The organism is Superficieibacter sp. (genome assembly GCF_032071645.1).
In the GTDB taxonomy this organism is placed as follows: domain Bacteria; phylum Pseudomonadota; class Gammaproteobacteria; order Enterobacterales; family Enterobacteriaceae; genus Superficieibacter.
Window position 1 is genome coordinate 1 of sequence record NZ_DAMAPU010000020.1, and the last position, 13674, is coordinate 13674.

Sequence of the window (13674 nt, forward strand, 5' to 3'; positions counted from 1 at the left end):
CTCACGTAAACGCCCTCTCCCTAACCCTCTCCCCCAGGAGAGGGAACTGTCCGCGTTCGTGATGACGTTCGGTTTTCTCCCTCTCCCCCAGGAGAGGGAACTGTCCGCGCTCGTGATGACGGTCGGTTTTCTCCCTCTCCCTTGAGGGAGAGGGCCGGGGAGAGGGGGCGCGTTTATCCTCCTTACCCTACAAAACAGACCGTAACGGCAAACGCCTTCTCACTGGGGAAAAGTGAACACTCACTCTTCGCCGCTAAAACCCGCGCGATTCAACAAAAACTGCGACAGCAGCGCGACCGGGCGACCGGTGGCCCCTTTCGCCTTCCCTGAGCGCCAGGCCGTACCGGCGATATCCAGGTGCGCCCAGTTGTATTTACGGGTAAAGCGCGACAGGAAGCAGCCTGCGGTAATTGCCCCGCCCGGACGCCCGCCGATATTCGCCATGTCCGCAAAATTGGATTCCAGCTGATCCTGGAACTCATCGCCCAGCGGCAAACGCCAGGCGCGGTCACCCGCCTGCTCGGATGCGCCAATCAGCTCGTGCGCCAGCGGGTTATGGTTCGACATCAGCCCGGTAAGATGATGCCCCAGCGCAATCACACACGCGCCGGTGAGCGTTGCCACGTCAATCACCGTTTCCGGCTCAAAACGCTCGACGTAGGTCAGCACGTCGCACAGCACCAGACGGCCTTCGGCGTCGGTGTTCAGCACCTCAACCGTCTGCCCGGACATGGTGGTCAGCACATCGCCCGGACGATAGGCACGCCCGCCCGGCATGTTTTCACATCCCGCCAGAATACCGACAACGTTAATCGGTAGCTGTAGCTCTGCCACCATGCGCATCACGCCGTAAACTGCCGCCGCGCCGCACATATCGTACTTCATCTCGTCCATGCCTTCGGCTGGCTTGATAGAGATGCCGCCGGAGTCAAAGGTCAGCCCTTTGCCGACCAGTACAATCGGACGCACGTTTTCATCGGTGCTGCCTTTATACTCAATCACCGACATCAGCGATTCGTTCTGCGAACCCGCGCCGACCGCCAGATAGGATTGCATCCCCAGCTCGCGCATCTGCTGCTCGCCAATCACTCGCGTGACGACGTTTTTGCTGTAGCTGTCCGCCAGTTGACGCGCCTGCGATGCCAGGTAAGCAGCGTTACAGATATTCGGCGGCATATTGCCGAGGTCTTTCGCGGCCTTGATCCCGGCGGCAATCGCCAGACCGTGCTGAATGGCGCGCTCACCGCTGGTCAGCTCGCGGCGGGTCGGGACGTTAAAGACCATTTTGCGCAGCGGACGACGCGGCTCGCTCTTGGTGGTTTTCAGTTGATCGAAGCTGTACAGCGTTTCTTTCGCCGTCTCGACCGCCTGACGCACCTTCCAGTAATTGTTGCGCCCTTTGACGTGCAGCTCGGTCAGGAAACAGACCGCTTCCATCGAGCCGGTATCATTCAGGGTATTGATGGTTTTCTGGATCACCTGCTTATACTGGCGCTCGTCCAGCTCGCGCTCTTTGCCGCAGCCAATCAGCAGAATACGTTCTGACAGGACGTTCGGCACATGATGAAGCAGCAAAGTCTGCCCCGGTTTTCCCTCCAGCTCGCCGCGACGTAGCAGGGCGCTGATATAGCCGTCGCTGATTTTATCGAGCTGTTCGGCAATCGGGGAGAGGCGACGCGGTTCGAAAACGCCGACGACGATACACGCGCTCCGCTGTTTCTCCGGGCTACCGCTTTTTACACTGAACTCCATGCACTACGCTCCTGAATCTTAAAGACAACAGCGGAAGCTGCGGCTAGAATTGCAAGCTTTCGTAACTCATGTCCGCTGTTGCGGTGACTTCGTGATAATCTTACTGTGACGGTTTAAACACCTCAGAGCGTTCCTGAAGCGCATAGCCGCTAAGTAAAACTATCTTAGCGATGTTTTCAACGACTCAAGAGCATAAATGACGTTTAAGCCATGAAACAAGCGATTTTCCAGCAAAAAGACGGGTTTTTACAGGCGTATTTAAAGTGATAATCATAAGATATCTGGTGCGGGAGACGCTCAAAAGCCAGCTGGCGATCCTTTTCATCCTGCTTCTGATCTTCTTCTGTCAGAAACTGGTACGAATTCTGGGCGCAGCGGTGGACGGCGAAATTCCGACAAACCTGGTGTTCTCGCTGTTAGGACTGGGCGTGCCTGAGATGGCGCAGCTTATCCTGCCGCTGAGCCTGTTCCTTGGGCTACTGATGACGCTGGGCAAGCTCTACACCGAAAGTGAAATTACGGTGATGCACGCCTGCGGCCTGAGTAAAGCCGTGCTGGTGAAGGCCGCGATGATCCTCGCCCTGCTGACCGGCATCGTGGCGGCGGTTAACGTGATGTGGGCGGGGCCGTGGTCCTCCCGGCATCAGGATGAAGTGCTGGCGGACGCCAAAGCCAACCCAGGCATGGCGGCGCTGGCGCAGGGGCAGTTCCAGCAGGCCACCGACGGTAACTCTGTGCTGTTTATTGAGAGCGTCAGCGGCAGTAGCTTCAACGACGTTTTTCTGGCCCAGCTACGCCCGAAAGGCAACGCGCGCCCGTCGGTGGTGGTCGCAGATTCCGGTCAGATGGCCCAGCATAAAGACGGCTCCCAGAGCGTGACCTTAAATAAAGGCACCCGTTTTGAAGGCACCGCGATGCTGCGCGATTTCCGCATTACCGATTTCCAGAACTACCAGGCAATTATCGGCCATCAGGCGGTGACGCTCGACCCTGACGACACCGAGCAGATGAACATGCGCACCCTGTGGAACACCGATACCGATCGTGCCAGGGCCGAGCTGCACTGGCGCTTCACTCTGGTGGCGACGGTATTCATTATGGCGCTGATGGTTGTGCCGCTTAGCGTGGTGAACCCGCGTCAGGGCCGCGTACTTTCCATGCTGCCCGCGATGCTGCTGTATCTGATTTTCTTCCTGTTACAGACCTCGCTGAAGTCTAACGGCGGCAAAGGCAAGCTGGACCCGATGCTGTGGATGTGGGCGGTGAACCTGCTGTACTTCGCGCTCGCCGTCGGTCTGAACCTGTGGGATACGGTGCCGATGCGCCGTCTGCGCGCCGGTTTTACGCGTAAAGGAGCGGTATAATGCAGGCATTTGGCGTACTCGACCGCTATATCGGTAAGACCATTTTCAACACCATCATGATGACGCTGTTCATGCTGGTGTCGCTCTCCGGCATCATCAAGTTCGTTGACCAGCTTAAAAAAGCCGGGCAGGGGAGCTACGACGCGCTGGGTGCCGGGATGTTTACCGTGCTGAGCGTGCCGAAAGATATCCAGATCTTCTTCCCGATGGCGGCGCTGCTTGGCGCGCTGCTGGGGCTGGGGATGCTGGCGCAGCGCAGCGAGCTGGTGGTGATGCAGGCTTCCGGCTTTACCCGTCTTCAGGTGGCGTTGTCGGTGATGAAAACCGCGATCCCGCTGGTGCTGCTGACCATGGCGATTGGCGAATGGGTCGCGCCGCAGGGTGAGCAGATGGCGCGTAACTATCGCGCGCAGGCGATGTACGGCGGTTCGCTGCTGTCCACGCAACAGGGCCTGTGGGCGAAAGACGGCGACGATTTTGTCTACATCGAGCGCATCAAAGGCGACGATGAGCTGGGCGGGGTGAGCATTTATGCTTTCAACGAACAGCGCCGGTTACAGTCGGTGCGCTACGCGGCGTCGGCAAAATTTGATAAAGAGCACGGGCAGTGGAATCTGTCGCAGGTGGATGAATCCAACCTGAAAGATCCGAAGCAGATCACCGGCTCGCAGACCGTCAGCAGCACCTGGAAAACCAACCTCACGCCTGACAAACTTGGCGTGGTGGCGCTGGAGCCGGATGCGCTCTCGATCAGCGGTCTGTACAGCTACAGCCATTATTTGCAGGCCAGCGGCCAGGACGCCGGGCGCTATGAGCTCAGAATGTGGAGCAAAATCTTCCAGCCGCTGTCCGTGGCGGTGATGATGCTGATGGCGCTGTCGTTTATCTTCGGGCCGCTGCGCAGCGTGGCGATGGGCGTGCGGGTCGTCACCGGTATCAGCTTCGGCTTTCTCTTCTACCTGCTGGATCAGATTTTTGGTCCGCTGACGTTGGTGTATAACATCCCGCCTGTCTTTGGCGCGTTGCTGCCCAGCGTGCTGTTCTTCATCATCAGCCTGCTGCTGATGGTCAAACGGTCCTGACGCTATTCCCTTCATTCGCTGATGCGGATGAAGGGTTTTCTCGGTTTATCCCGCTATGCGGACTATGCTTTTCCTGTGATCCACTTATAACAGGGAAATTATGTCCAGATTCTTTTTTAATGACCGCAAACAGCTGGTCAACGACGCCATTGAGGGCTTAGTCCTCTCCGCCCCGCACGCTAACCTCGTGCGTCTTGATATCGATCCGGCTATCCGCGTGGTTGCCCGGGCCGACTGGGATAAAAGCCGCGTGGCGGTGATTTCCGGCGGCGGCTCCGGGCATGAACCTGCGCACGCAGGCTTTGTCGGCAAAGGGATGCTGACCGCTGCCGTTTGCGGCGATCTCTTTGCCTCGCCGAGCGTCGATGCCGTTCTCAATGCCATCGTTGCCGTCACCGGCGATCGCGGCTGCCTGCTGATTGTCAAAAACTACACCGGCGACCGGCTTAACTTCGGCCTCGCCGCCGAGAAAGCCAAACGCCACGGACTGAAAGTCGAGATGGTGATCGTCGCCGACGATATCGCCCTGCCGGACAACAAACAGCCGCGCGGCATTGCGGGCACGGCGCTGGTGCATAAAATCGCCGGTTACGCCGCCGAGCACGGTAAAAGCCTGAGCGAAGTCCGCGCGATTGCGCAGGAAGCCTGCGATAACCTGTACAGCCTCGGCGTGGCGATGCAGACCTGCAACCTGCCGGGCAGCGACGATGAAGAAGGACGCATCGCGCCAGGACAGGCCGAGCTGGGGCTGGGCATTCACGGCGAACCGGGCGCATCGACGCTCGACACGCATAACAGCAAGGCGATTATTGATGCGCTGGTCACGCCGCTGCGCGAACAGGCCGGCGACGGGCGCTTTGCGGTACTGATCAACAACCTCGGCGGCGTTTCCGCGCTGGAGATGGCGCTGCTCACCAAAGAGCTGGCGCACTCGGCGTTAAAAGAGCAAATTGCTTATCTGATCGGCCCCGCGCCGCTGGTCAGTTCGCTGGATATGAAAGGCTTTTCCCTCTCGCTGCTGCGTCTTAACGAGCGCTTTGAACAGGCGCTAAACGGCAGCGTTGAGACCGTCGGCTGGCAAAAACCGGTGGCTTTCGCCCCGTTAAAAACCGTGCCGCACAGCAAAATTCATGACAGCGTGGAGACGCAGCCCTCGGAGAACCTGCTGGTCGGCGCACAGGTCAACGCCGCCACGCGCACCCTGATTGAGCTGGAAAGCCGTCTTAATGCGCTGGATGCAAAAGTCGGCGATGGCGACACCGGCTCCACGTTTGCCGAAGGCGCACGCGATATTGCGCAACTGCTGGAGCACGGCAAACTGCCGCTCAACAACAGCGCGCAGCTTTTGCAACTGGTCGGCGAACGTCTGGCGACGGTGATGGGCGGCTCCAGCGGCGTGCTGATGTCGATCTTCTTTACCGCTGCCGGACAGGCGGTTGAGAAGGGCGCTAAGCTGCCGGACGCGCTGCTCACCGGGTTGAATCAGATGAAACACTACGGTGGCGCTGAGCCGGGCGACCGCACGCTGATCGATGCGCTCCAGCCTGCGCTGGAAGCCCTGCGCGACGGCGACCTGCACGCGGCGGCACAAGCCGCACAGCGGGGCGCGGAAAGCACCGCCAGTATGCAGAAGGCGGGCGCGGGGCGCTCCTCCTACGTCAACAGCCAGAACCTCGACGGCGTGACCGACCCTGGCGCAGTGGCGGTGGCGGAAGTGTTTGCGGCGCTGGTTAAACAGTAAGAGGGCAATGGCCGGGCTGACCCGGCCATTTTCAGGTTAAGCGCTAAATCCCAGCACCAGATATACCAGCAGGGTGATCAACCCGGTCACCAGCGCGTACGGGAATTGCGTTCTGATATGCTCAATATGATCGCAACGGGTTGCCATGGACGCCACGATGGCATCGCTGGAGATGGGTGAGGTCATATCGCCAAAAATTGACCCGGCGATAGCGGCCCCGATCATATACTCCGCCGGAATGCCCACCGAGACGCCTGACTGTACGCCAATCGGGATCATAATCGCGAAGGTGCCCCACGATGTGCCGGTCGCCAGCGACATAATGGCGGCGATCACAAAAATAAATCCTGTCGCCACACCGCCGGGTATCACCCCGGACGTCACCGCCGCAATGTACTGTCCGGTATTCAGATCGGCAGACACCTGCCCCATCAGGAACGCCAGCACCATTACCGAACTGATTTTCACCATGCTGGCGTAGCCGATGTACAGTTCCTTAAAGAAGTTTTCAACGCTCAGGATGCCGCGCAGGGTAAACCAGATAAACGATACCACGGTGCCGAACATCACCCCGGCGTACACCGACATCGAGCCGCTGCCTCTGGAGAACTGCCCGTCGCCGGTGATATACAACGCGATCGGCACCATCACCACCGTCGTCAGGATCGGGATAAAAAAGTTCCACAACGAGTTGCAGGCCGGGTGATCGATAACCTCTTCGTCCTGCTCATCCTGAAGGCTGACGTGCTCCTCCACGCACTCGTTAAAGCGCACTTCTGCTTTTTTCATCGGCCCCCAGGCGAACCCGGAGATAATGTAGAACAGCACTGAGGCCAGCGACAGCCACGCCATCACGTTCCACACCATCGAGCGGGCGAGGATTTCGAACGGCTCGCCGGTGATATAACCTTTGGCGATCTGCACGCCGATCACGCCCATCATCGCCGCGCCCCAGCCGTTAATCATTACCGATGAGCATACCGAGACGCAGGATGTCTGGATAATATAAGCCATCTTTTCCGGCGATACGCGATAACGGCGGGCCAGATCCTTCGATGACGAACCGGCAATCAACTGGTTGATGGAGCTTTCAATAAAAATCAGCGAAGTGACCAGCATCGCCAGCAACTGCACGGAGCGTTTGCTGGTGATGTAATTATTCTTTTCCGTTAAAAACTGCACCAGTCGCCGCACGCCGCTGGTCACGACAATAAGGCGCATAATACCGCCTGTAATCACCATAAATATCACCGTGCGGGTATTTCCCGGTGAGGCGAAGGTGTCAATAATACCATTCAGCGTGGCACCGATACCGCCGAACAGACTGTGTGTCATCACGATAAAACCGACGATAATACCGGACAGCAGCGAGAGAATAACCTGACGAGTAAATATCGCTAAAAAAATAGTCACCAGCGGCGTAATCACCGTCCATATTCCATAATCGTGCATTTGTAAATCCCTTTATTTTCAAAACGGTCAGGCCAGTTTTTTTAGCTTATCCGCTTCATACGGGAAGGCATAATTCTTTTCAGCGTTATTAAAAAGAGTTATTCAGACCGTGAGGTTATTTGCGGGTATTATAATATTCGCGGTGAATGAATTGTGTGTATTAATAATTGAGGGTTATGTATTTAAGGCGTAATTATAGTTCCAGCGGTACAATAATTCCCGACGCGCCAGGCGTCGGGAACGTGATTTCAGACGATTAAAAATCCGCTTTCAGCACCACGCGATAGCGGGCTTTGCCCTCGCGTACATGTTTCAGCGCTTCGTTAATCCGCGACATCGGGTACTCTTCGGTAGTGGGCGCAACTTTTGCGCGTCCGGCAAACTTCATCAGCTTGCGCAGCTCATACGGCGTACCGGTTGCAGAACCGGAGATGCTGCGATCTCCGCCAATCAGGGTAAAGGCAGGCACCGGCAGCGGCTTCAGCACCGCGCCGACGGTGTGGAAATTGCCGCCGTAGGCCAGCGCTTCGAAGTACGGCTGCCAGTCAAGATCGACGTTCACGGTGTTAATGATCAGATCGAACTGACCCGCCAGCGCTTTCAGGGCTTGCGGATCGCGGCTGTTCACCACTTTGTCCGCTCCCATCGCCAGCACTTCCTGTTCTTTCGCCGGGTTTGAACTGAACGCGGTCACTTCGCAGCCCATTGCGTGCAGCAGCTTGATGGCGATATGCCCCAGCCCGCCGATACCGATCACCCCGACGCGGCTGGTGGCGGTGACGTGATGCATCAGCAGCGGTTTGAAGACGGTGATCCCGCCGCACAGCAGCGGGCCTGCAGATTCAATATCAATACTTTCCGGCAGCGGAATGACCCATTGCCAGTCGGCGCGCAGCTTATTCGCAAAACCGCCACGGTTCAAAATGGTCGGCACCGCGCCTTCCAGACAGTTAATCTGATTACCGCTAATACAGGCATCGCAGTGCCCGCAACTACGCGCGGTCCAGCCGATCCCCACGCGCTGGCCCACTTTCAGCCCTTTATCCTGCGCTGCGCTGCCGAGCGCCGCCACGCGGCCAATCACCTCATGACCGGCAACCAGCGGATACTGCGACATGCCCCATTCGTTATCGATCATCGACAAATCCGAGTGGCAGATCCCGCAGTAATCAACCTCAACCTCGACATCCCCCGCCTTCAGTTCGCCCGCGTCATACTCGTACAGTTCCAGATCGCTACCGGCTTCTTTTGCGGCATAGCTTTTGATTGTGGACATGGTTTACCCCTCGTTTGGTGTTGAATGGGAAGTGTAGAGCATCAGGGGGCAAGTCGCTTGGCTGAAGAGGGGATTGTGGGGATCAGGCTTTGCGCAGCAGCGCGTTAAGCCACTGTTCGTGGCGATCCGGGCGTTTATCCTCCGTCTGCCACTGCGAGACGATGCGCACCGCGCCGAGTGGCGCAACCAGCTTCGCCAGCGCGATTTCATTCAGATCGGTAAAATGCCGCCCCTCATGAACCCGCTCTCCCGCGCCGTATTTAAACGAGACGTACCAGATGCCATCAGGTTTCAGGGCACGCGCCAGCCGCTGCATTACTGCCGGTAAATCGTGCTGGCTGATGTGCAGAAGCGACGCGCAACACCAGATCCCATCATAACGATTCACTTCTGCGAGATCCTGGAACGTTTTTTGCTCAACCGAGATCCCGGCATAGCCCGTTGCCAGCGCCACCATTTCCGGCGACGCATCAAAGGCATCCACCGCATAGCCCCGCGCTTTAAATGCTTTCGCGTCGCGCCCGGAACCACAGCCCGCGTCCAGGATCTTCCCGCCGACGGGCAGCGCTGCTAAAAAAGGCTGATACAGGGAAGACATATCCACCGTGGCGGTGGAGTTAAAAAAGCGTTCAGCGTGTTGCTGATAGTAATTAAGCGTCATCAGAACAGATCCGGCCCGACCACATCAGGCTCCCATTGGTGGAAAAGACGGTTAAGAGCAGTGTTCCAGTTTTGGTTTAAAAAGTCACTCCGTGCTTTGGGCGTTTTACCCGTCTGACGGATCAGCGTTTCGCGCAGCGGCAGGTGGCTGGTGATAAAATACTCATTGCGATTGTACAGGCGTCTTAGCAACCGCAACGAAGGCAGACGCGCGAACTTGCCTCCTTCACCGCGATTGCAGCTTTTACAGGCCAGCACCAGATTCCAGATGCCGTTGATATTGGGGATATCCGCCTGCGCGCTCCACGGGATAAAATGATCGACATCCGCCAGATTAACATCGCCGCTCGCCAGCATTATCGGCGCGTCGCAGTAAAAGCAGCGGCCTTTCTGGTAGCCGTTCAGGCTGTCGCGACAACGGGTGATCGTCACCCGTCGGGTATTCACCATGCTGTACAGCATCTGCTGCTCATCGCACTGCACATCCAGCAGATTCGCGGATATCTTCAGCGCCCATCCCTGTTCAACCAGCTTCCAGCGCGATTCCGTTTCATACCGCAGGTTTTGATACTGAAGACGCTCGCCCAACCGAAAGAAGTTTTCCGTCAGGCGGATGCCTTTATGGGTTTTGCGCTCATCAATAAAAAAGCGTTTGTCGATTTCACCCTGATTCACAATATGGAAGGCATCGATCACATTATTAAAGCCGCGCCGCACGGTGATGTCCGTCAGCGCATCGCGAGTAAGCTCGCCTGCGTTATGCTGCGCGCAGGCCGCTAAAAACTGACTTCTCTGCGAGGTGATTTGCTTTGGCGCATCTTTCAGATGACGGCACAGATGCTCGCTAAACGGCACCGCCAGGTCTTCCAGTAAAATCAGATCGCTGCCGTCGCGTCGGGTGTCATACAGCGCCTGGGCCAGCGCGAACTTATAAGAAGCCACATTTTTGCCAAAGAGGATAATCCCGCGCCAGTAGTTCTCAAGCGTCGGCTCCACCCGATAATAATGCATAATCTGTCCTGGGGTTACTTGCCGGGGTTAGTCGTTGGGGTTAGCCAAACCACTGTCAGGATCAGATATCAAACGCTGGTAAATGTAAACGACCCAAGTCACGTTGCAGAATTTTACGAGGCAGATTCCAGAATTTCGCCGAGGAGCAAAGTGTTGATTTTTTCGACGTTTAGCATGGGGGAGACGGGGGAGTGCTTGCGCGCGAACCTGCAACGGGTATAATGCAACCCGCTATCAGCAATCCCTTTCCGTGCCGGAGTGGCGAAATCGGTAGACGCAGTTGATTCAAAATCAACCGTAGAAATACGTGCCGGTTCGAGTCCGGCCTTCGGCACCATTAGTACTTCCAAGACCATCCGAGAAAGTCCAATTATTCCTTAAAAATCAATGCTTGCAGCGATTTTTACGTCCTGAGTCGTCCGAGGTTGTCCGTTGAAATCCGGATGTCATTGGGGGCATAATTGGGGGCATCTTAACTTCGATTAGAAATGTGCCCCCAAATGAAGCTCAACGCCAGACAGGTCGAGACCGCAAAGCCAAAAGACAAAACCTACAAAATGGCCGATGGCGGCGGTTTGTACCTTGAGGTTTCGGCCAAGGGGTTCTAAATATTGGCGCATGAAATACCGACGTCCCTCTGACAAAAAAGAGGATCGCCTCGCTTTTGGTGTTTGGCCTACCGTGACGCTTGCTCAGGCAAGAGCAAAGCGCGATGAAGCTAAAAAGCTGTTAGTGCAGGGCATTGACCCAAAAGTCGAACAGAAAGAAGCTCAGGCCGAGAACTCGGGGGCATATACTTTCGAAACTATCGCTCGTGAATGGCATGTCAGTAACAAGCGCTGGAGTGAAGACCATCGATCGCGCGTTCTTCGCTATCTTGAGCTTTATATCTTCCCTCATATCGGTTCGTCCGACATTCGCCAGCTCAAAACCAGCAACCTGTTAGCCCCGATTAAAAAAGTTGATGCCAGTGGTAAACACGACGTCGCTCAGCGCCTGCAACAGCGCGTTACGGCCATTATGCGTTATGCCGTAAAGAACGATTACATCGACTCAAATCCAGCCAGTGATATGGCCGGTGCGCTATCTACAACCAAAGCGCGATACTATCCAGCTTTACCCTCTAGCCGCTTCCCAGAGTTTCTTGCTCGTCTTGCTGCATATCGCGGCCGTGTAATGACACGGATCGCGGTTGAGCTTTCCTTACTCACTTTTGTGCGTTCCAGTGAGTTACGTTTCGCGCGTTGGGATGAATTCGACTTCGATAAATCTCTTTGGCGAGTACCTGCAAAACGAGAAGAAATTAAGGGTGTGCGTTATTCATATCGTGGCATGAAGATGAAAGAAGAGCATATCGTTCCGCTTAGTCGGCAGGTGATGATTTTGTTAGACCAGTTAAAGCAGATTAGTGGTGATAAAGAGCTGCTTTTTCCGGGTGATCATGACGCAACAAAGGTTATGAGTGAAAACACGGTAAACAGCGCATTGCGTGCTATGGGGTATGACACGAAAACCGAGGTTTGCGGACATGGTTTTAGGACGATGGCGCGTGGTGCAATGGATGAGTCAGGGTTATGGAGCGATGACGCGATAGAGCGGCAGTTTAGCCATTCAGAGCGAAATAACGTACGTGCGGCATATATTCACACTTCCGAGCATTTGGATGAACGGCGTTTAATGGTGCAATGGTGGGCTAATTATTTGGAAGAGAATAAAATAAAAGCGATAACACCGTATGATGTGGTAAAAAAATATAAACAACATATAAGATTGTTATATTCTAATTGAAGTGGAAGCTTTCAAGTCTCCACTTCATAAAAATTTAAACATCTTCTCGACGTTTAGAATTTGCTCGGTATAGTGTTCTGGTTATATGTGAAGTGAAATAGTCTTCATCCAAAAAATGCAATAACCTTTTCACATCTTTTCTTATCTGTGGCATTTTTATTTTTTCAAGCTCACCATTGTTTTCAGTATCTAAAGCGACACCAATTTCAGCTGCTGAAACCCTTAATTCGGTTACAGAGTAATCTTCAAGTATTCTTGATTTGTTAATCAAGGAAACCTTCTTTCTGATGACTGAATCAGCAATTGTTGTTAAATCAAATCCTTGTGCAACTGAAAATTTTTCATGGGAAGAAAAGGTTGTTAATTCTTCATTCGTAGCTTCTCGGAAATATGCATCCACATCGAATATTCTACGTAGCATATGGAAGCTTTTAAATTTTAATTCTGTTCCTGTCAGAATTGCAGTTAGCTTATTATCAATTACAATGCCATGTTCAGCAGACTGACAAAAGGTATTACCTGCTTGAAAAGGTTTGTGGAATATTGTTCTTTTATTATCAATAACTTGCCTTTTATCAAAGCTTTGAATCAAGGCGATTGCAGGTTTTTCATTCTCTTCAGGATAGCCTGAAAAAAGAGCAATAATATTGAATACAGATATCTCCTCTGGTTCCCATTCAGTAATTGCTGTGGGATTATTAATTGCGTCTAGTACAGCGATAACATCATCAAAATCAGGAATTATAAAAAATTCATTACTACTTGTAATATATCCACCTGAAAATTCCACACCTTCTGTATAACGCTCTTCAAAGAATGCTTTTTGCTCTTCGAATAACTGAGATATTACACCTTGTGTTGGTCTATCAGTAACAATTTTAACAATGCGGGTGCCAACCGTGTTATCTGTTAGTGCGAATAATTCCATGTTTATTCCTATATTGCTATATATGTATAATCAGTAAGCTTAATCAAATCAATACGATTTCCCGATGCATTTAGCAATGGTTTTTTTGATAATATAACAAAGCTTACTCCTGTATCATCTTCGGCCTCATAATATTTATACCCCCAAAATGACAACAATGGGTTGAAGCTGTAAGAACCTGAAAAACTAATGTAAAAAAACAAGCTTAAAGCAAAGAATAATGCAATTCTAATATCCATAAAAGCTTCTGGCCCGCTAATTAAAGGGAACAGATATGTTAAGAAGTAATTTGTTATCTCTTTATCTGCTGGAGAAGCGTTACTTAATTTTTTGTTGGTGATGGAATTATTATTTATTGCATACTTGACAATTAAAACACATAATAAAAGGATGATCACACCCAGAGACAGGTAAGAAACCATGAATTTGTAGTGCTTTGATATATAGGACAGAAAAGCTAAGGTGAAAAATACTGGAGCTACTGAGCTTGCAGTAAGAAGATATTTGGCAAGCTTATTTAACATTTAATCCTCCTTATCTGCATTGATATCTGTATATAAAAACAGTATAGCATCTATCATTACATCTAAGAAGATAATAAAGATCTTTTTAATCAACTA

At 53.4% G+C, this 13674-nt stretch carries 10 protein-coding genes, 1 tRNA gene and 1 pseudogene; 5 read left to right on the top strand and 7 right to left on the bottom strand.

From position 1 onward, the window contains the following. Positions 1 to 240: 240 nt before the first annotated feature. A complete protein-coding gene (gene pepA / locus RT197_RS20540; RefSeq protein WP_312953043.1) occupies positions 241 to 1752 on the bottom strand; it encodes a leucyl aminopeptidase in 1512 nt (503 codons plus the stop codon). A gap of 263 nt (positions 1753 to 2015) precedes the next feature. Between pepA and lptF the strand changes: the two genes are divergently transcribed. From lptF to RT197_RS20555, 3 genes are all read left to right on the top strand, one after another. Next, positions 2016 to 3116 (top strand): LPS export ABC transporter permease LptF, encoded by a 1101-nt coding sequence (gene lptF / locus RT197_RS20545; protein ID WP_312953044.1) that lies wholly within the window; start codon positions 2016 to 2018, stop codon positions 3114 to 3116. Next, positions 3116 to 4198, top strand: coding sequence for an LPS export ABC transporter permease LptG (gene lptG, locus RT197_RS20550; protein WP_312953045.1), 1083 nt, complete (start codon positions 3116 to 3118; stop codon positions 4196 to 4198). Before lptF ends, lptG begins: the two co-directional genes overlap by 1 nt. A 100-nt stretch (positions 4199 to 4298) precedes the next feature. After that, positions 4299 to 5939, top strand: coding sequence for a dihydroxyacetone kinase subunit DhaK (locus RT197_RS20555; RefSeq protein ID WP_312953046.1), 1641 nt, complete (start codon positions 4299 to 4301; stop codon positions 5937 to 5939). Between the two features lie 36 nt (positions 5940 to 5975). Here RT197_RS20555 and RT197_RS20560 read toward each other — a convergent pair whose 3' ends face one another. The 4 genes from RT197_RS20560 to RT197_RS20575 form a co-directional block, all read right to left on the bottom strand. After that, positions 5976 to 7391, bottom strand: a complete 1416-nt coding sequence (locus RT197_RS20560) for a Na+/H+ antiporter NhaC family protein (RefSeq protein WP_312953048.1) — start codon at positions 7389 to 7391, stop codon at positions 5976 to 5978. Positions 7392 to 7647: 256 nt separating this feature from the next. Further along, positions 7648 to 8667 (bottom strand): NAD(P)-dependent alcohol dehydrogenase, encoded by a 1020-nt coding sequence (locus tag RT197_RS20565; protein ID WP_312953049.1) that lies wholly within the window; start codon positions 8665 to 8667, stop codon positions 7648 to 7650. Positions 8668 to 8749: 82 nt separating this feature from the next. Further along, positions 8750 to 9328 carry a class I SAM-dependent methyltransferase gene (locus RT197_RS20570; RefSeq protein WP_312953050.1) on the bottom strand — a complete coding sequence of 193 codons (579 nt, stop codon included), beginning with the start codon at positions 9326 to 9328 and terminating at the stop codon, positions 8750 to 8752. Beyond that, on the bottom strand, positions 9328 to 10338 hold the full coding sequence (locus RT197_RS20575) for an HNH endonuclease domain-containing protein (protein WP_312953051.1): 1011 nt from the start codon (positions 10336 to 10338) through the stop codon (positions 9328 to 9330). The genes RT197_RS20570 and RT197_RS20575 overlap by 1 nt, the downstream gene beginning before the upstream one ends. A 252-nt stretch (positions 10339 to 10590) precedes the next feature. Here RT197_RS20575 and RT197_RS20580 point away from each other — a divergent pair. Together RT197_RS20580 and RT197_RS20585 are read left to right on the top strand one after the other, a co-directional pair. Continuing rightward, positions 10591 to 10675 (top strand) — tRNA-Leu (locus tag RT197_RS20580). A gap of 163 nt (positions 10676 to 10838) precedes the next feature. Next, positions 10839 to 12126 (top strand): annotated as a pseudogene (locus RT197_RS20585) (tyrosine-type recombinase/integrase). Between the two features lie 34 nt (positions 12127 to 12160). Here the strand turns inward: RT197_RS20585 and RT197_RS20590 are convergent. Then, complete coding sequence (locus RT197_RS20590) at positions 12161 to 13054, bottom strand: Kiwa anti-phage protein KwaB-like domain-containing protein (protein WP_312953052.1); 894 nt, start codon at positions 13052 to 13054, stop codon at positions 12161 to 12163. A gap of 8 nt (positions 13055 to 13062) precedes the next feature. Then, positions 13063 to 13578 carry a hypothetical protein gene (locus RT197_RS20595; protein ID WP_312953054.1) on the bottom strand — a complete coding sequence of 172 codons (516 nt, stop codon included), beginning with the start codon at positions 13576 to 13578 and terminating at the stop codon, positions 13063 to 13065. Positions 13579 to 13674 lie beyond the last annotated feature (96 nt).